General features: G+C 73.9%; 15 protein-coding genes. 9 read left to right on the forward strand and 6 right to left on the reverse strand.

Going from position 1 to position 18,076, the window contains the following annotated elements; genetic code table 11:
* Nucleotides 1-62 precede the first annotated feature (62 nt).
* On the forward strand, nt 63-2,234 hold the full coding sequence (locus OG580_RS15640) for a serine/threonine-protein kinase (RefSeq protein WP_267044282.1): 2,172 nt from the start codon (nt 63-65) through the stop codon (nt 2,232-2,234).
* Between the two features lie 73 nt (nt 2,235-2,307).
* Here the strand turns inward: OG580_RS15640 and ilvD are convergent, their stop codons facing one another.
* From ilvD to OG580_RS15660, 4 genes are all read right to left on the reverse strand, one after another.
* Nucleotides 2,308-4,161, reverse strand: a complete 1,854-nt coding sequence (gene ilvD / locus OG580_RS15645; protein ID WP_267044283.1) for a dihydroxy-acid dehydratase — start codon at nt 4,159-4,161, stop codon at nt 2,308-2,310.
* A 149-nt stretch (nt 4,162-4,310) separates the two neighbouring features.
* Nucleotides 4,311-4,934, reverse strand: coding sequence for a TetR family transcriptional regulator (locus OG580_RS15650; RefSeq protein ID WP_267044284.1), 624 nt, complete (start codon nt 4,932-4,934; stop codon nt 4,311-4,313).
* Nucleotides 4,931-5,767, reverse strand: a complete 837-nt coding sequence (locus tag OG580_RS15655) for a sugar phosphate isomerase/epimerase (RefSeq protein WP_267044285.1) — start codon at nt 5,765-5,767, stop codon at nt 4,931-4,933. The genes OG580_RS15650 and OG580_RS15655 overlap by 4 nt, the downstream gene beginning before the upstream one ends.
* A 251-nt stretch (nt 5,768-6,018) precedes the next feature.
* Nucleotides 6,019-6,951 carry a Ppx/GppA phosphatase family protein gene (locus OG580_RS15660; protein WP_267044286.1) on the reverse strand — a complete coding sequence of 311 codons (933 nt, stop codon included), beginning with the start codon at nt 6,949-6,951 and terminating at the stop codon, nt 6,019-6,021.
* Nucleotides 6,952-6,992: 41 nt separating this feature from the next.
* Here OG580_RS15660 and OG580_RS15665 point away from each other — a divergent pair, with 41 nt between their 5' ends.
* The gene (locus OG580_RS15665; protein ID WP_267044287.1) at nt 6,993-7,847 is read left to right on the forward strand and encodes a hypothetical protein; all 855 of its coding nucleotides are present in this window, start codon (nt 6,993-6,995) and stop codon (nt 7,845-7,847) included.
* Between the two features lie 123 nt (nt 7,848-7,970).
* Here the strand turns inward: OG580_RS15665 and OG580_RS15670 are convergent, their stop codons facing one another.
* Complete coding sequence (locus tag OG580_RS15670; RefSeq protein WP_267044288.1) at nt 7,971-9,824, reverse strand: hypothetical protein; 1,854 nt, start codon at nt 9,822-9,824, stop codon at nt 7,971-7,973.
* Between the two features lie 217 nt (nt 9,825-10,041).
* Between OG580_RS15670 and radA the strand changes: the two genes are divergently transcribed.
* Nucleotides 10,042-11,445 (forward strand): DNA repair protein RadA, encoded by a 1,404-nt coding sequence (gene radA, locus OG580_RS15675; RefSeq protein WP_267044289.1) that lies wholly within the window; start codon nt 10,042-10,044, stop codon nt 11,443-11,445.
* 287 nt (nt 11,446-11,732) lie between these two features.
* A complete protein-coding gene (gene disA / locus OG580_RS15680) occupies nt 11,733-12,857 on the forward strand; it encodes a DNA integrity scanning diadenylate cyclase DisA (RefSeq protein WP_267044290.1) in 1,125 nt (374 codons plus the stop codon).
* A gap of 43 nt (nt 12,858-12,900) precedes the next feature.
* Here the strand turns inward: disA and OG580_RS15685 are convergent, their stop codons facing one another.
* Nucleotides 12,901-13,788, reverse strand: coding sequence for a hypothetical protein (locus OG580_RS15685; RefSeq protein ID WP_267044291.1), 888 nt, complete (start codon nt 13,786-13,788; stop codon nt 12,901-12,903).
* A 224-nt stretch (nt 13,789-14,012) separates the two neighbouring features.
* On the opposite strand from OG580_RS15685, the gene OG580_RS15690 reads away from it, so the two are divergent.
* The 5 genes from OG580_RS15690 to cseB all read left to right on the forward strand — a co-directional run bounded on the left by OG580_RS15690 (nt 14,013) and on the right by cseB (nt 18,061).
* On the forward strand, nt 14,013-14,696 hold the full coding sequence (locus OG580_RS15690; RefSeq protein WP_267044292.1) for a phosphatase PAP2 family protein: 684 nt from the start codon (nt 14,013-14,015) through the stop codon (nt 14,694-14,696).
* Between the two features lie 32 nt (nt 14,697-14,728).
* Nucleotides 14,729-15,664, forward strand: coding sequence for an A/G-specific adenine glycosylase (locus OG580_RS15695; protein ID WP_267044293.1), 936 nt, complete (start codon nt 14,729-14,731; stop codon nt 15,662-15,664).
* A gap of 210 nt (nt 15,665-15,874) precedes the next feature.
* The gene (locus OG580_RS15700) at nt 15,875-16,447 is read left to right on the forward strand and encodes a SigE family RNA polymerase sigma factor (RefSeq protein WP_267044294.1); all 573 of its coding nucleotides are present in this window, start codon (nt 15,875-15,877) and stop codon (nt 16,445-16,447) included.
* Nucleotides 16,435-17,184: a hypothetical protein gene (locus OG580_RS15705; RefSeq protein WP_267044295.1), complete on the forward strand. Its 750-nt coding sequence runs from the start codon at nt 16,435-16,437 to the stop codon at nt 17,182-17,184. Before OG580_RS15700 ends, OG580_RS15705 begins: the two co-directional genes overlap by 13 nt.
* A 172-nt stretch (nt 17,185-17,356) precedes the next feature.
* Nucleotides 17,357-18,061 carry a two-component system response regulator CseB gene (gene cseB, locus OG580_RS15710; protein ID WP_267044296.1) on the forward strand — a complete coding sequence of 235 codons (705 nt, stop codon included), beginning with the start codon at nt 17,357-17,359 and terminating at the stop codon, nt 18,059-18,061.
* The last annotated feature ends 15 nt before the right edge of the window (nt 18,062-18,076 follow it).

Consider the following 18,076-nt stretch of genomic DNA (forward strand, 5'->3'; position numbering starts at 1 on the left):
GACTAGGCTCCGTCGGGTCGCGCACGCGCGCGATGTGACGGGGAATCACACGGGGGTGGGCGATGCCACCGTTGCGCAGCACCGGTGCCGACCGGGACGCGGAAGGGCCCGAGTACGCGGGCGGCTACCGCCTCCAGGCGTGTCTGGGATCCGGCGGCATGGGGGTCGTCCACCTCGCCGCATCGGCCTCCGGCCTGCGGCTCGCGGTCAAGGTCGTCCACGCTCGGTACGCGGAGGACCCTGAGTTCAGGGCTCGTTTCCGCCAGGAGGTCGCGGCCGCCCGGCGGGTCAGCGGGGCCTTCACCGCGCCGGTCGTCGACGCCGACCCCGATGCCGTACGCCCCTGGATGGCCACGCTCTACGTGCCGGGGCCGACCCTCGCCGACCAGGTGAAGCGGAACGGCCCCCTGTCCCCCGCCGAACTGCGCCGGCTCACCGCCGGGCTCGCGGAGGCGCTGCGCGACATCCACCGCGCCGGAGTCGTCCACCGGGACCTCAAGCCCAGCAACGTCCTGCTCACCGACACCGGTCCCAAGGTCATCGACTTCGGCATCTCCCGGCCCGTCGACAGCGACCTGCACACCGAGACGGGCAAGCTCATCGGCTCGCCGCCCTTCATGGCGCCCGAGCAGTTCCAGCGACCCCGCGAGGTCGGACCCGCGGCGGACGTCTTCGCGCTGGGTTCGGTCCTCGTGCACGCGGCGACCGGTCACGGCCCGTTCGACTCCGACAGCCCGTACATCGTGGCCTACCAGGTCGTCCACGACGATCCCGATCTGACGGGCGTGCCGGAGGAGCTGGCGCCGCTCGTCGCGCGCTGCCTCGCCAAAGAGCCCGCCGAGCGGCCGACCCCCGGCGAGATCATGTCTGCGCTGCTGCCGCCCTCGTACGAGGCGGAGGCTTTCATACCGGCGCAGCGGCGACGCCCCACCCTGCCGGAGGGCGAGCCCGGAATCTCGCCCGCCTGGGACGCGGACACCCCGGTCCGGACCACCACCGCGCCTCCCCCGCGCCGTCGGCGCCCGCGCGTCCGTCCGCGCATCCGTCCGCGGCTGACGGCCGCCTTGGTCGCGGTGCTCGCGCTCACCGGCGCCGGGCTGTACGGAGCGCTCAGCACTCCGTCGGGCGGCGGGCCCGCGGCGCCCGCCCGCCCCGACGAGGTGGCCACGGTCTTCGCCGGCTGGCGGACCTCGCTGCAGGAGCGCGGTCCCACGGCCGCCCCCGCCTGCGCGCACGGCGACGGCGCGCTGTACTGCGTGGCCCGGGGCGTCGGCATCGCCCGGCTCGACCCCGTCACCGGGCGGGTCCTCTGGTCGCGGACCACTCCCATCGACTCGGAGACCCCGACCACGCCCGTACTCCTGGGCAACGGCCTGGTCGGCGCCGCCGCTCCGACGGGCCCGCTGCGGGCGTACGCGGTCGGCGCCGGCACTCCCGGCTGGAGCGCCGAGGCGGATCTCCCCGAGCTGTACCGGCCGGCCGGCGACACCGTCGTCCTCTCCGACGGACGGGGCGGGCTCCGGGCCCTCGACAGCCGCAGCGGCAAGGAGCTCTGGCGGCACGGCCTGACCGGTTTCGAGCTGCCGCGGATCGGCACGTACGACGCGCCCTCCGGGCTGCTGACCGTCTCCGAGGTCTCGGCCGACGGCACGAGCACGCGGGTCGGCACGGTCCGGCCCCGGACCGGCGAGGTCGCCTGGCACCGGAGCCTGGAGGGCGACCTCGCCCCGGTGGGCCGTACCGGCGACGGAACGCTCGTCCTCGCCGACCACTACCAGGACCCGCTGATCGACGGGCTCGTCCTGCTGGCCCCCGACGGCGCCGCGAAGTCCGTACGACGGCTGTCCCTGCCCTACCGGATCGACGTCCGGGGCGTCGCCGTGCGCGGCGCGGTCGTCCACGTCCTCGACGCGAACGGGCACCTCACCGCCTTCGACACCGCCGCGCCGAAGGGGCGGGTGCTGTGGGAGCTGGAGACGGGCGCCGGAAACGTCTCCGTGCCGGTCCTCGGCGGCGACGACCGCCTCTACTTCTCCGTGCAGGACGGACGGCTCCTCGCCGTCGACACCAAGCGCGGGGCGCTGATCGGCCAGACCCGGCCCCGGCTGCGGAACGGGCGGCTCGGCTACGCGCCGATGGTGCCCGAGCCGCTGGCCGCCGGGGACCGGGTCTTCGGGACGGCGCCCGACGGCTCCGTCTTCGCGGTCGACGCGCGCGAGCCCGAGTCCTGGTGAGGCGCCGGTAGACACGACGACGGCGGGGAGTGGGCGCAGTGCCCGCTCCCCGCCGTCGTCACGTCTCCCGGGCTCAGCCCAGCTTCGTCACGTCCCGGACCGCGCCCTTGTCCGCGCTCGTCGCCATCGCCGCGTACGCGCGCAGCGCCGCCGACACCTTGCGCTGCCGGTTCTTCGGCTCGTACACGCCGTTCAGCGCCTCGCGGCGGGCGGCGAGGGTGGCCTCGTCGACGAGGAGCTCGATCGAGCGGCTCGGGATGTCGATACGGATCCGGTCGCCGTCCTCGACGAGGGCGATCGTGCCGCCCGAGGCAGCCTCCGGCGAGGCATGGCCGATGGACAGGCCCGACGTACCGCCGGAGAAGCGGCCGTCCGTGACCAGCGCGCAGGTCTTGCCCAGGCCCCGGCCCTTGAGGAACGAGGTCGGGTAGAGCATCTCCTGCATGCCGGGGCCGCCGCGCGGGCCCTCGTAGCGGATGACGACCACGTCGCCGTCGGTGACCTGCTTGTTGAGGATCTTCTCGACGGCCTCGTCCTGCGACTCGCAGACGACGGCCGGGCCCTCGAAGGTCCAGATCGACTCGTCGACACCGGCCGTCTTCACGACGCAGCCGTCCACGGCCAGGTTGCCGCGCAGGACCGCGAGGCCGCCGTCCTTCGAGTACGCGTGGGCCGCGTCGCGGATGCAGCCGCCGGCCGCGTCCACGTCCAGCGCCTCCCAGCGCTCGGACTGCGAGAAGGCGGTCGCGGAGCGGACGCAGCCGGGGGCCGCGTGGAACAGCTCGACGGCCTCGTCCGACGGGGCTCCGCCGCGGACGTCCCAGGTCTCCAGCCACTCCTTGATGGAGGGCGAGTGGACGGAACGGACGTCCTCGTTGAGGAGGCCCGCGCGGTAGAGCTCGCCGAGGATGGCCGGGATGCCGCCCGCCCGGTGCACGTCCTCCATGTAGTACGTGCGGTCCTTGGCGACGTTCGGGGCGACCTTGGCCAGGCAGGGCACCCGGCGCGAGACCTCGTCCATGTCGCCGAGGCCGTAGTCCAGCTCGGCCTCCTGGGCGGCGGCGAGCAGGTGCAGGATCGTGTTGGTCGAGCCGCCCATGGCGATGTCGAGGGCCATGGCGTTCTCGAAGGCGGCGCGGGTCGCGATCGAGCGCGGCAGGACGGAGGCGTCGTCCTCGTCGTAGTAGCGCCGGGTGATGTCGACGACCGTGCGGGCGGCGCTCTCGTACAGCGCCTTGCGGCCCGTGTGGGTGGCGAGGAGCGAGCCGTTGCCGGGGAGGGAGAGGCCGATCGCCTCGGTCAGGCAGTTCATCGAGTTGGCGGTGAACATGCCGGAACAGGACCCGCAGGTCGGGCAGGCGTTCTCCTCGATCCGGAGCATGTCCTCGTCCGAGATCTTGGGGTTCACGGCGTCGGACATCGCGTCGACCAGGTCGAGCGTGCGGACGGTGCCGTCGACCAGGACCGCGCGGCCGGACTCCATCGGGCCGCCGGAGACGAAGACCGTCGGGATGTTGAGGCGCAGGGCGGCCATCAGCATGCCGGGGGTGATCTTGTCGCAGTTGGAGATGCAGATCAGGGCGTCGGCGCAGTGCGCCTCGACCATGTACTCCACACTGTCCGCGATCAGGTCGCGGGACGGGAGGCTGTAGAGCATGCCTCCGTGGCCCATCGCGATGCCGTCGTCGACGGCGATCGTGTTGAACTCGCGGGCGATGCCACCGGCGGCCGTGATGGCCTCCGAGACGATCCGGCCGACCGGCTGGAGGTGGGTGTGGCCGGGGACGAACTCCGTGAAGGAGTTGGCGACCGCGATGATCGGCTTACGGCCGATGTCCGCGCCCGGTACACCGGAGGCGCGCATAAGGGCGCGTGCGCCCGCCATGTTGCGTCCGTGGGTGACTGTGCGGGACCTCAGCTCGGGCATCGTCGCTCGCTCCTCGTGATGGGTGTGCTTGCATTCGAGCGTACGCCGATGCTCCAAGATCTGGACAGCCTGTCCGTATGGCGGACGGCGTGTTCAGGTTTCGGTCAGGTACCGCTCGGGGGTTCGGTCAGGTACCGCTCGGGGTTCGGTCAGGTACCGCTGTCGGGTTCGGTCAGGTACCGCTGGAGCGTGGGGGCCACCTGGGCCACGATCTCCTCCGGGTCGACCGAGGCCAGCGGCTCGACCTCGATCACGTACCGCAGGATCACGATCCCGATCATGTGCGAGGCGGCCAGCTCCGCCCGGAAACGCGGGTCCGGTACGTCGAGTTCCGCCGCGATCCGCTCCAGGAGCCGCCGCAGCACGAAGGTCCGCAGCACCTTGGCCGCCGCCTCGTGGGTCAGCGCGGAGCGGACGATGGCGAGGAGCGGGGCGCGGCTGACCGGGTTCTCCCAGACGCCGATGAAGAAGCGCGCGAGCCGCTCGCCGATGGCCTCGCGCGGGCCGCCCAGGATCGCCGGGACGACGAGCGCCGGCTCGAAGGAGACCTCGATCGCGGCGGCGAAGACCTCGTCCTTCGTACCGAAGTAGTGGTGGACGAGGGCCGGGTCCACGCCGGCGGCCTTGGCGATGCCACGGACCGAGGTCTTGTCGTAGCCCCGCTCGGCGAACTGCGTACGGGCCGCTGCCAGGATGCGTTCGCGCGCGCCCGGTCCGCTGTCCTCTTCGGTACGGATCGGGCGGCCGCGCCGGCGCGGGGCCGGTTCGGTCATGGGCGCGGCACCCGGGTGGAGCGGCCGGCGGCGGACGCGAGGTGGAGCCGGGTGAAGGCCAGGGCCTCGGCGAGGTCGGCCTCGCGTTCGGCGGCTGACATCGCGCGGCGGGTGTTGACCTCGATGACGACGTGGCCGTCGAAGCCGGTGAGGGCGAGCCGCTCCAGGAGTTCGGCGCAGGGCTGCGTGCCGCGCCCCGGGACGAGGTGCTCGTCCTTGGCGGAGCCCTTGCCGTCGGCGAGGTGGACGTGGCCGAGGCGGTCGCCCATGCGGTCGATCATCGCGAGGGCGTCGGTGCGGGCGGTCGCGGTGTGCGAGAGGTCGACGGTGAAGTGCCGGTAGTCGTCCTTCGTGACGTCCCACTCGGGGGCGTACGCGAGCATCTCGCGGTCCTTGTACCGCCACGGGTACATGTTCTCCACGGCGAACCGGACGTCGGTCTCGTCGGCCATCCGCCAGATGCCGGTGACGAAGTCCTTCGCGTACTGGCGCTGCCAGCGGAACGGGGGGTGCACGACGACCGTCGACGCGCCGAGCCTCTCGGCCGCCGCCCGCGCGCGCTGGAGCTTGACCCACGGGTCGGTGGACCAGACGCGCTGGGTGATGAGGAGGCAGGGGGCGTGGACGGCCAGGATCGGGACCTGGTGGTAGTCGGAGAGGCGGCGCAGCGCCTCGACGTCCTGGCTGACCGGGTCGGTCCACACCATGACCTCGACGCCGTCGTACCCGAGGCGCGCGGCGATCTCGAAGGCCGTCGCCGTCGACTCCGGATAGACCGAGGCCGTCGACAGGGCGACCTTCGCATCCGGGATGCGCACCACTGGTTCTGCCACCCCGACAGGGTACGGGGCGGGCCGGGGGGCCGGGAGGTGGTTCCGGTCACGGGCCCCCCGCGGGGGGGGCGAGGACGGTCGGGGGAGGTGCGGGGGGCCGAGGACGGTCGGGTGCGACGCGCGCGGGCGGTCGGGGGAGGTGCGGGGGGCGAGGACGGTCGGGCGCCACGCGAGCGGGCGGTCGGGAGCGCGCGGGTCGCCGGTCGGGCGCCACGCGCGCGCGTGGCCGGTCGGGAGCGCGCGGTGGTCCGCTACTCCACCGGCAGGTGGTCCAGGCGGCGGAGGATCACGCCCTCGCGCAGGGCCCACGGGCAGATCTCCAGCTCCTCCACTCCGAGGAGGTCCATCGCTCCCTCGGCGACCAGCGCGCCCGCGAGGAGCTGCGACGCGCGGCCCTCCGAGACGCCCGGGAGGGCCGCGCGCTCGGGGACGGTCATCGCGGCGAGGCGCGGGACCCACTCCTCCAGGGACTTGCGGCTCAGGACGCGCTGGACGTAGAGGCCGTCCCCCGAGCCGGGCGCGCCCGCGATCCTGGCGAGCTGCTTGAAGGTCTTGGAGGTGGCCACGACGTGGTCGGGGCGACCGAAGCGGCTGAACTCGCCGACCGTACGGGCGATCTGGGCGCGGACGTGGCGGCGCAGGGCCTTCACGTCGGCGGCGTCGGCCCGGTCGCCCGGCAGCCAGCCCGAGGTCAGCCGGCCCGCGCCGAGCGGCAGGGAGACGGCCGTGTCGGGGTCCTCGTCGATGCCGTACGCGACTTCGAGGGAGCCGCCGCCGATGTCGAGGAGGAGCAGCTTGCCCGCGGACCAGCCGAACCAGCGGCGGGCGGCGAGGAAGGTCAGCCGGGCCTCCTCGTCGCCGGTGAGGACCTGGAGGTCGACCCCCGTCTCGTCCTTGACACGCGCGAGGACGGCATCGGCGTTGCTGGCCTCGCGCACCGCGGAGGTCGCGAACGGCAGCACCTCCTCGCAGCCCTTGTCCTCGGCCGCGAGGAGCGCGTCCCGGACGGTCGCGATGAGCCGCTCGACGCCACCGGGCGCGATCGCGCCCCGCTCGTCGAGGAGCTCGGCGAGCCGCAGATCCGCCTTGTGGGAGTGGGCGGGCAGCGGGCGGGCGCCGGGGTGGGCATCCACCACGAGCAGGTGCACTGTGTTCGAACCGACGTCGAGGACTCCGAGTCTCATGGACGGAACGCTACTGCTCCCGCCCGCATACGCTTGGTGTTGTGCCAAAGACGAAGAAGGCGAAGCCGGGCAAAGACAGCAGCGGCGAGACGGGTGTGAAGGCCGGTAAGTCCGTGAAGAGCACCAAGAAGCAGGGCAAGGGCGGGGAGCCGGACGAGAAGGGGCTGGACTTCGCGCGGGCGTGGGTCGAGTTCCCCGATCCCGCCGACGACGAGCAGGTGTTCCGCTGTGACCTGACCTGGCTGACCTCGCGCTGGACGTGCATCTTCGGCAGCGGGTGCCAGGGCATCCAGGCGGGCCGGGCCGACGACGGCTGCTGCACGCTCGGCGCGCACTTCTCCGACGACGACGACGAGAAGCGGGTCGCCTCGCACGTGGCCCGGCTCACACCGGACCTGTGGCAGTTCCACGACATCGGTACGGACTCGGGCTGGGTGCAGCTCGACGAGGACGGCGACCGGCAGACCCGCCGCTGGGAGGGGTCCTGCATCTTCCAGAACCGTCCCGGTTTCGCGGGCGGCGCGGGCTGTTCGCTGCACATCCTGGCCCTGAAGGAGGGCAAGGAGCCGCTGGAGACCAAGCCGGACGTGTGCTGGCAGCTGCCGGTGCGCCGGACGTACGACTGGATCGACCGGCCCGACGACACCCGCGTCCTCCAGGTGTCGATCGGTGAGTACGACCGCCGGGGCTGGGGCCCGGGCGGTCACGACCTGCACTGGTGGTGCACCTCGGCCACCTCGGCGCATGGTGCCGGGGATCCCGTCTACGTCACGTACCGGCCGGAGCTGACGGAGATGATGGGCACGGAGGCGTACGAGGTCCTCGTCGGGCTGTGCGAGGCCCGGCTGGCCTCGCAGCTGCCGCTGGTGGCGCCGCACCCGGCCGACCCCGTCTGATGCGCGGCTGAGTCCCGCAGAGCCACGCCGAGCCACGCCGAGCCACGCCGAGTCCCGGCCGAGTCCTGTCCGAGTCCCGCCCGACTCCCGGCTGATCCGCTGCCGGGTGTCGGGTGTCGGGCCTCAGGACGCGGGCGGCGGGGGCGGGTCCTCCGTCGACGGCGGGGGCGTACCCGGGTCGGTGGTGCCCGGATCCGTCGTTCCCGGATCGGTGGTGCCCGGGTCGGTCGTTCCCGGGCCGGTCGTCGGCGGCGGTTCCTCCGTCGTCGGCGGCGGGGTGGTCGGCTCCGTGGTGGGCGGTGTGGTTCCCGGTTCGGTCGTCGTCGGGGGCGGTTCCTCCGTCGTCGGCGGAGATGTCGTCGGCTCCGTGGTCGGCGGGGACGTCGGGGGCGTGGTCGGCGGGCTCGTCGGCGGCGTCGTCGGGTCGGTCGTCGTCGGCGGCGGGAGGCCCGGGCCGGAGGCCTGCGGCGGCGCGCTCCGGCCGTGGCCGTCGATCCTGACCACCGCACCCGAGGGGTTCACGCCGACGCGGGCGCTCCACGCGCCCGCGGGCTCGCGACCGTGGTCGACGCGGACGACGACCGTGACCGACTCGCCGGGGCGGAGCGTGCCGGAGGCCCGGCTCACGTACAGCCAGGGCGCGTCCGTCCACAGCTCCCAGGCGACGGGCGAACCGCCGTCGGCGGTGAGCGTGAGCATCGTCAGGTCGCCGCTGCTGCGCGCGCCGACCGTGAGCCAGCCGGCGGCGGGCTCACCGGGCCGCGAGGGTCCTGTGGGGCCTGTGGGACCGCCGGGGCTGACCACCTCCACCGAGACGTCGGGGGCGCGGCTGCCCCGGGTGAAGCGGGGCTCGGGGGTCGTCCGGGCGTTGCCCGCGTTCTCGTAGCGGCGGCCGTCCGTGTCCGTCGGCTCGTCCGCCTCTCGCGCGCTGATCCGCGTCCCGTCCCTGGCCCCCTCGTCCGCGACCGGTGCGCCGCGGTACGAGGTCCACAGCGCGAGGACCGGGGCGGCGACGACGGCCGCGACGACGGTGGTCGTCACCGCGCGGGCCCGCAGCCGGTCGCGGCGGGCCGTGTGGTCCTTCGGGTCCATGGGGAAGCCGGTGGGGGTGAAGCGCGGGGCGCCGGCACGCGCGCGCGGGACGTGCAGCATCGCCATGTACGCGGCGGCCCGGGGCGCCTCGACGAGCGGCAGCCGGTCCGGGGGCAGGGGCGCGGCGCCGGGCCAGGGGCCGGTGGCGCCCACCCGCTCGGCGCCCCGGCGGCAGCGCGGGCAGTCGTCGACGTGCCGGACGAGTTCGGCGCGCAGGGCGGCCGAGAGGAGCACCCGCTGGTCGCCTGTGAGGCGGGCGACGGTGGGGCAGCTGCCGGTCTCGACGACGGCGAGGGCGGCGCGGGTCCGCTCGACCTCGCAGGCGGCCGTGGCGAGGAGCTCGCGGGCGGCGAGCGGGTCGAGGGAGAGCACGGCGGCGATCTGGCGGTGGCTCAGGCCGTGCCGGACGGCGAGCTCCAGGGCCTCGCGCTGCTCGGGGGTGGTGCCGGCGGCCTCGGGCCAGGCGAGCCGGGCGAGTTCGGCGCGGCGGCGCTCCGCGGTCTCCTCGGAGACCGGGGGTGGTTCGGGCGCGGTGACGGCGGGGCGGCCGGTGTGGGCGCCCTGGCGCTTGCGGCGCTGCTCGCCGAGGCTCCGTAGGCAGGCCCAGCGGGCGAGCGCGTACAGCCAGGCCGTACGGCCCTCCTCGTCGGAGGGGCAGCGGCCGTGGTGGCGCTCGGCCACGGCGAGGACGTCGCCGAGGACGGCGGTGGCCGTGTCGTGGTCGCAGAGCACGGAGAGGCAGTACGTATAGAGCCCGTCGAGGGCGGCCTCGTAGCGGGCGGGGGGCCGACGGCCGAGCGTGCGCGGTTCCTGGTCCGCGGCGCCGCGATGCGCCCGGTGTGCGCCGGTGGTGCGGTTCGGGGAGTCCAGCCTGCTGCTCGTCACGGGGCGACGGTAGGCAGGGAGAGAGGCACTCTTCGTACCGGTTGAACACTTCTCATTCTTACGGGTGAAGCTATCGCTCGAAAGGGGACAGGAACCTCACATTCCGTCACTCGATCGTGGTCGGGCGCGGGCCTGCGCCTTGCTCTGGGTGGGCACGGGCTCCGGCCGACGCCTCGCCGTCGGCCCGCTGTCAGTGGGGGCGGCTACGGTGTGGACCATGGCTGCCCGTACGAAATCCGCCAAGGACCGGCCCTCTTACCGCTGCACCGAGTGCGGCTGGCAGACGGCCAAGTGGCTCGGCCGCTGCCCCGAGTGCCAGGCCTGGGGGACGGTGGAGGAGTACGGCGCGCCCGCTGTCCGGACGACCGCGGCCGGCCGGGTCTCCACCGCCGCCGTTCCCATCGGCCAGGTCGACGGCCGGCAGGCGACCGCCCGCTCGACCGGCGTCGACGAGCTGGACCGGGTCCTCGGCGGGGGCCTGGTGCCCGGCGCCGTCGTCCTGCTCGCGGGCGAGCCGGGCGTCGGCAAGTCCACGCTCCTGCTCGACGTGGCCGCGAAGGCCGCGAGCGACGAGCACCGCACGCTGTACGTGACGGGCGAGGAGTCCGCGAGCCAGGTCCGGCTCCGCGCCGACCGGATCAACGCGCTCAGCGACCACCTGTACCTGGCGGCCGAGACCGATCTGTCGGCCGTCCTCGGCCACCTCGACGCCGTGAAGCCCTCGCTGCTGATCATGGACTCGGTGCAGACCGTCGCCTCCCCCGAGATCGACGGCGCGCCCGGCGGCATGGCCCAGGTCCGCGAGGTCGCCAGCGCCCTCATCCGGGCCTCCAAGGAGCGGGGCATGTCCACGCTCCTCGTCGGCCACGTCACCAAGGACGGCGCCATCGCCGGGCCCCGGCTCCTGGAGCACCTGGTCGACGTCGTCCTGAGCTTCGAGGGCGACCGGCACGCGCGCCTGCGTCTGGTCCGGGGCGTGAAGAACCGGTACGGGGCGACCGACGAGGTCGGCTGCTTCGAGCTGCACGACGAGGGCATCACGGGCCTGGCCGACCCGTCCGGGCTCTTCCTGACCCGCCGGGACGTGGCCGTGCCGGGCACCTGTCTGACGGTGACCCTGGAGGGCCGTCGTCCGCTCGTCGCCGAGGTCCAGTCGCTGACCGTGGACTCCCAGATTCCCTCCCCGCGCCGGACCGTCTCCGGCCTGGAGACCTCCCGGGTCTCGATGATGCTGGCGGTCCTGGAGCAGCGGGGCCGGATCAGCGCGCTCGGCAAGCGGGACATCTACAGCGCGACCGTGGGCGGCGTGAAGCTCTCCGAGCCCGCGGCCGACCTGGCGATCGCGCTCGCCCTCGCCTCCGCCGCGAGCGACACCCCGCTCCCGAAGAACCTGGTCGCGATCGGCGAGGTCGGGCTCGCGGGCGAGGTCCGGCGCGTGACGGGCGTCCAGCGCCGGCTGGCCGAGGCGCACCGGCTGGGCTTCACGCACGCGCTGGTCCCGCCGGACCCGGGCAAGGTGCCGGCGGGCATGAAGGTGACAGAAGTCGCGGACATGGGGGACGCGCTGCGGGTCCTGCCGAGGAGCCGCCGCGCGGCGCGCCCGGAGGGTTCCGAGGGGTAGATCGGAGGGGCAGGACGTGCCGGGAGCCGCCCATCCGAGGGGTAGTCGGAGGGGCGGGACGTGCCGGGAGCCGCCCTGCCGAGCGGTAGTCGGACGGGCAAGGGGGTGCCGGGAGCCGTCCCTTCCGAGGGGTAGACGAGGGACCCGGAGGGGTAGACGAGGGGTCATGACAGGGGCCCTCCAGGACCTCGCGCCGCACCTCGGGGTGGCGCGCGGCGGAGGGTGGTGGGGTGGTGTCGCTAGACTTTGCCCTGGTCTCGCCCATCCGTACGAGCCGGAGGAGTGCAGTGGCAGCCAAGGACGGGGCAGCAGCTCCTGGAAAGTCCGGCGCAGGCTCCGGCAATGAAGCGCTCATGCGCGCAGCCCTGAGCGCGGTCGCGCCGGGCACCGCGCTGCGCGACGGCCTGGAGCGGATCCTCCGGGGAAACACGGGCGGTCTCATCGTGCTCGGCCTGGACAAGACGGTCGACTCGATGTGCACCGGCGGTTTCGTGCTGGACGTCGAGTTCGCCGCCACGCGCCTGCGCGAGCTGTGCAAGCTCGACGGCGCGATCGTCCTCGACAAGGACATCACCAAGATCCACCGCGCGGGCGTGCAGCTGGTCCCGGACGCCTCCATCCCCACCGAGGAGACCGGCACCCGGCACCGCACGGCGGACCGGGTCTCCAAGCAGTGCAACTACCCGGTCGTCTCCGTCTCCCAGTCGATGCGTCTGATCGCGCTGTACGTGAACGGAGAGCGCCGGGTCCTGGAGGAGTCGGCCGCGATCCTGTCCCGCGCCAACCAGGCACTCGCGACCCTGGAGCGGTACAAGCTCCGGCTCGACGAGGTGGCCGGCACGCTCTCCGCGCTGGAGATCGAGGACCTGGTCACGGTCCGGGACGTCACCGCCGTCGCCCAGCGCCTGGAGATGGTGCGCCGGATCGCCACCGAGATCGCCGAGTACGTGGTCGAGCTCGGCACCGACGGACGGCTCCTGTCGCTCCAGCTCGACGAGCTGATCGCGGGCGTGGAGCCGGAGCGCGAGCTGGTGGTCCGGGACTACGTGCCCGAGCCCACGGCCAAGCGCTCGCGGACGGTCGCCGAGGCGCTCACCGAACTGGACGCGCTCACCCACACCGAGCTCCTCGAGCTTCCCGTCGTGGCGCGGGCGCTGGGCTACAGCGGCTCGCCCGAGACCCTCGACTCGGCCGTCTCGCCGCGCGGCTACCGGCTCCTGGCCAAGGTGCCGCGGCTGCCGGGCGCGATCATCGAGCGGCTCGTGGAGCACTTCGGTGGGCTGCAGAAGCTGCTCGCGGCGAGTGTGGACGACCTCCAGGCCGTCGACGGGGTCGGCGAGGCCCGCGCCCGCAGTGTCCGCGAGGGCCTGTCGCGGCTCGCGGAGTCCTCGATCCTGGAGCGGTACGTCTGACCGGTCTCCCCATGGCCCCCGCCGCACGCGGTGGGGGCCCGGATCAGTCCTTGTCGAGCGTGAACGAGGCGGCCGGGACCGCCTTCGTACCCGGCATCGTCGCCTCCACCAGGTAGGTCCCGGGGCCTGCATGGCCCGCCGGGGCGGTGGCGCACTGCGGTGCGCTGCGCGCGCGGTCCCACTCCACGGTGTGGGTGACCGTGGAGCGCGCGGGGACGCGCAGCAGGAGCGGGTTGCCGGGGCGCGGGCAGTCGTCGGAGGCCCAGACGCCGTCGGCCTGCTTGTCGCTGATCGTCAGAACCGCGCTGCGCGGGCCGAAATCGGCCTTGCAGTCGGCGTTCGAGGTGTTCTTGGCGACCAGGTGGAAGCGGGGCTTCTCGCCCGCCTCGTAGGAGACCTTGGCACTGCGCAGCGTCAACTGCAGCGCGCCTGCGGGGCAGTTCGGGAGCGGGGAACCGGCCGGAACCTGCTGTCCCGCTCCGGTGCCCGCACCGCCGTCGCCGCCCGCGCCGTCGGTGTCGCCGTTCTTCCCGGTGCCCCCGGCGCCGGAGCCCGTACCGGCGTCGCCCGTACCCGCGTCCGTACCGGCATCGCCCGAACCGGAGCCCGAACCGGAGCCCGAGCCCGTGTCCGTACCGGAGCCGGCGGAGCCGCCGCCGTCGCCCGACGTCTCACCGGAGTCGCCCGACTCGTCGCGGCCACCGGGCTGTTGGCTGATCGCCGGGCCGGTGCCGGAGGGTCCAGGAGTGATCGAGGGGGGTGTGGGCGACGAACCGTTGGCGGCGTCGTTCGCCTTCTTCCCGCCGTCACCGGTGCTCACGGCCCAGACGGCGAGCAGCGCGAGAACCGCCACCAGGCACAGCGCCACCGCCCTCCGTCGCCAGTAGATGGTGGAGGGAAGCGGCCCGACCGGATTGCGCAAAGATCCCACGACCCGAACCTTACGAGAGATCCGGCCCAACTCCCGCCCCACCCGCCGCCCCAGACATCAAGTTTTGCCGATGATCACATCCGTTCACGGCGGGAACTTTCCGGGAACTGGCCCGAAACGTCCGGGAATCACGGATTCCGGCGCGGCCCCCCACTTTCGTCGGGGGTCGCTCTGGCCGTTGGCCCGGGGCGGCGGGCCCGGAATTCCGGTTAGCGTCATCCACCATGGACTCCCTCCTCGACCTCTCCGATCGGCTCTACCTCGACGTCGCCGACCTCGCCCACTCCACCCCGCACTGGTTCCAGTGGCTCGCCGAGGTGTGGACCGAAGCCGGGCTGCTGCTCTTCGGCGTGCTGTTCCTGGCCGGCTGGTGGCGCTCCCGTGACGGATCGAGCCGGATGATGGCGCTCGCGCTGCTCGCCCCGCTCGCCACCGCCTTCGGATACGTGGTGAGCGAGGCGCTGAAGTCGCTGGTCGACGAGGAGAGGCCGTGCCGCGCGGTCCTCGGGGCGCCCGCCGCGCTCGTGGAATGCCCGCCGTACGGCGACTGGTCCTTCCCCAGCAACCACTCGGCCATCGCGGGCGCCGCCGCCGTCGCGCTCGCGCTGTCCTGGCGCGGGATGGTCTGGCTGACCGTGCCGATGGCGCTGCTCATGGCCTTCTCCCGGGTCTTCGTCGGCGTGCACTACCCGCACGACGTGACCGTCGGCCTGCTGCTCGGCGCCCTGGTCGCCTTCCTCGTCATGCGGGCGGCGGAGCGGCCGGTGCGGTCCCTGGTGGAGACGGCCAGGTCGAGCCGGAACACGGCCGTCGTGTGGTGCGCGGGGCGCGGGGTCGCGGCGCACGCCTCCGCGCGCACCTCCACGCGCACCGACCGGCCCGACCGCGCGCGCCACGGCGCGCACTGATCCCGCCGCGGACGTGCCAGGATCGGGGTGCCATGACTTCCATCGACACTCCCCCCAGCCCCCCGGCCCCCACCTCCCCCGTGGCCCCCTCACTTCCCGCGGAGCTGCACGGGCCCGTCCTCGCCTGGTTCGACCGGCACGCCCGTGACCTGCCCTGGCGCCACCCCGAGGCCGGGGCCTGGTCCGTGATGGTCAGCGAGTTCATGCTCCAGCAGACCCCCGTCGTCCGGGTCCTGCCGGTGTACGAGCAGTGGCTCGCGCGCTGGCCCCGCCCGGCCGACCTGGCCGCCGACGCCCCCGGCGAGGCGGTCCGCGCCTGGGGCCGGCTCGGCTATCCGCGCCGGGCACTGCGCCTGCACGCGGCGGCCACGGCGATAACGGAGCGGCACGGCGGCGACGTCCCCAGGGACCACGGGCAGCTGCTCGCCCTGCCCGGCATCGGCGAGTACACGGCGGCCGCGGTGGCCTCCTTCGCGTACGGGCAGCGGCACGCGGTCCTGGACACCAACGTGCGCCGGGTCTTCGCGCGGGCGGCGACCGGCGTCCAGTACCCGCCGAACGCGACCACGGCCGCCGAGCGCCGGCTCGCCCGGGCGCTGCTCCCGGAGGACGAGGCCACGGCCTCCCGGTGGGCCGCCGCCTCGATGGAGCTCGGCGCGCTGGTGTGCACCGCGCGGAACGAGGACTGCGGGCGCTGCCCGATCGCCGAGCGCTGCGCGTGGCAGCTGGCGGGGAAGCCGGCACACGACGGCCCGCCGCGGCGCGGCCAGACGTACGCGGGCACGGACCGGCAGGTGCGGGGCCGTCTCCTCGCCGTGCTGCGCGAGGCGACGGACCCGGTGGGGCAGGCGGCTCTGGACGCGGTCTGGGACGAGCCGGTGCAGCGGGCCAGGGCCCTGGACGGCCTGGTCGCGGACGGCCTCGTCGAGCCACTGGAGGATGGGCGCTACCGCCTGCCGCTTTCCTGAGGGCGGGGTGGTGCTACCGCCTGCCGCCCGCCTGCCCGCCGCCCGCCCGCCTGCGGCAGGCGCCGCGCCCCCCTCCGTACCCGCTGTTACACAACCGACGGGTAGCCGTGCGTCCACCGACGGCTGCCCCGCACAGCCCCGTGACACAGCCTCCGTAGCGTCGTCCACGACACGAGGAAATGGCTGGTCACGGGGATGGAGGCGGTTCGGGTGAGGCACGGCGAGGTGCTCGACTTCGAGGAGTACGTACGCACGCGGCAGGATGCGCTGCTGCGCAGCGCACGCCGTCTCGTCCCCGACCCTGTCGACGCCCAGGACCTCCTCCAGACGGCGCTGGCCCGGACGTACGGCCGCTGGGACGGCATCGCCGACAAGTCCCTCGCCGACGCCTACCTGCGCCGGGTCATGATCAACACCCGGACCGAGTGGTGGCGCTCCCGCAAGCTCGAAGAGGTGCCGACCGAGCAGCTCCCCGACGCGAGCGTCGACGACCGGACCGAGCAGCACGCCGACCGGGCCCTTCTCATGGACATCCTGAAGGTGCTCGCGCCGAAGCAGCGCAGCGTCGTCGTCCTCCGCCACTGGGAACAGATGAGCACGGAGGAGACGGCGGCGGCCCTCGGGATGTCGGCGGGTACGGTGAAGTCGACGCTCCACCGCGCGCTGGCCCGGCTCCGTCAGGAGCTGGAGAGCCGCGACCTCGACGCCCGCGCCCTGGGTCGGACGGGAGAACGGGCGGACGGACGAGGCGACGAAGGGGGGCGGGGGCGGTGCGCGGCCTAGACGCCGACGACGGCAGAAGACACGACGACGCGTGCGGCGAGAGCGGCGGCGACGACCGGTACGGCACCGGGCGGCGCCGCCCTCGGCGTACCGTCAGGGCGGCGAGCATCACGGCGGTGGCCGGACTCGTCGCCGTCGGGCTGACCATGGCCGCCTGCTCCACCGGCGGGACGGGCTCCCGCGACGAGGGCGCGGCCCGCGTCGACGAGACCGCCGCGGCGGCGCCCACCCCCTCCTCCCCCGCCGCCACCAGCGGTCCGCAGTCCGCCGAGCGGGTGGATCCGATCGCGCTGCTCAAGGCCGACCCGAAGGTCGGTGAACGACTCAAGGACGACCTGAAGCCGTGCGTCGCGGACGCCTACCCGGTGGACACCTCCTACGGCAATCTCACCGGCAGCGCCGCCCCCGACGTCGTCGTCAACGTGATGACCTGCGGCGATGCCGTCGGTATCGGCACGTACGTCTACCGGAAGCAGAGCAACCGGTACGAGAACGTCTTCATGGCGGAGGACGCGGCCGTCTACGCCACGATCGACCGGGGCGACCTGATCGTCACCAAGCAGGTGTACGCGAAGGGGGACCCGGTCGCGTACCCCTCGGGCGAGGACGTGATCACGTACCGCTGGGCGGGGAACAAGTTCACCCAGCACGACTGGGTGCACAACGACTACAGCCGCGCGGTCGGCGACGGCGGCGCGGCCGTGGAGCCCGCGCCGAGCGAGCCCGCCGCGAGCTGAGCCGGGCGCCACCCGGGGACCCCGTCGCAGCACCGCACCACCGCACGACCACCGCGCAGCACCGCAGCACCGCAGCACCTCACCACCACCGCGCACCACCGCGCACCACCGCACCACCGCACCACCGCACCACCGCACCACCAAGCAGCACAGATCCCGAAGGGCGCCCACGATGGCCGAAACCCATGTCCTGTTCGTCGAGGACGACGACGTCATCCGTGAGGCCACCCAGCTCGCCCTGGAGCGGGACGGCTTCCGGGTCACGGCGATGCCCGACGGCCTCTCCGGCCTGGACGCCTTCCGGGCGCAGCGGCCGGACATCGCCCTGCTCGACGTGATGCTGCCGGGCATGGACGGCGTCAGCCTCTGCCGCCGCATCCGCGACGAGTCGACGGTGCCGGTCATCATGCTGTCGGCGCGCGCCGACTCGATCGACGTCGTCCTCGGCCTGGAGGCCGGGGCGGACGACTACGTCACCAAGCCCTTCGACGGCTCCGTCCTCATGGCCCGCATCCGGGCGGTCCTGCGGCGCTTCGGGCACGCCGGCGGCCCCGGCGCCGGCGAGCGCGGGGACGAGTCGGGGGACGGCGGCGGGCTGCTCGTCTTCGGCGACCTGGAGGTCGACACCGAGGGCATGGAGGTCCGCAGGGGCGGGGAACCGGTCGCGCTGACCCCGACCGAGATGCGGCTGCTCCTGGAGTTCTCGTCCGCGCCGGGCACCGTCCTGTCCCGGGACAAGCTCCTGGAGCGGGTCTGGGACTACGGCTGGGGCGGCGACACCCGGGTCGTGGACGTCCACGTGCAGCGGCTGCGCGCCAAGATCGGCCAGGACCGGATCGATACGGTCCGCGGCTTCGGCTACAAGCTCAAGGGCTAGGAGTGTCCTTCCGCC

Origin of the sequence: Streptomyces sp. NBC_00094, assembly GCF_026343125.1 — a bacterium.
Classification (GTDB): Bacteria; Actinomycetota; Actinomycetes; order Streptomycetales; family Streptomycetaceae; genus Streptomyces.

Bases quoted from the DNA above. Each gene is read 5' to 3' on its own strand.
- OG580_RS15660 (WP_267044286.1), bottom strand. From the start codon at position 6,951: ATGAGACTCGGAGTCCTCGACGTCGGTTCGAACACAGTGCACCTGCTC.
- OG580_RS15695 (WP_267044293.1), top strand. From the start codon at position 14,729: ATGACTTCCATCGACACTCCCCCCAGCCCCCCGGCCCCCACCTCCCCC.
- cseB (WP_267044296.1), top strand. From the start codon at position 17,357: ATGGCCGAAACCCATGTCCTGTTCGTCGAGGACGACGACGTCATCCGT.
- radA (WP_267044289.1), top strand. From the start codon at position 10,042: ATGGCTGCCCGTACGAAATCCGCCAAGGACCGGCCCTCTTACCGCTGC.
- ilvD (WP_267044283.1), bottom strand. From the start codon at position 4,161: ATGCCCGAGCTGAGGTCCCGCACAGTCACCCACGGACGCAACATGGCG.
- OG580_RS15650 (WP_267044284.1), bottom strand. From the start codon at position 4,934: ATGACCGAACCGGCCCCGCGCCGGCGCGGCCGCCCGATCCGTACCGAA.
- OG580_RS15690 (WP_267044292.1), top strand. From the start codon at position 14,013: ATGGACTCCCTCCTCGACCTCTCCGATCGGCTCTACCTCGACGTCGCC.
- OG580_RS15640 (WP_267044282.1), top strand. From the start codon at position 63: ATGCCACCGTTGCGCAGCACCGGTGCCGACCGGGACGCGGAAGGGCCC.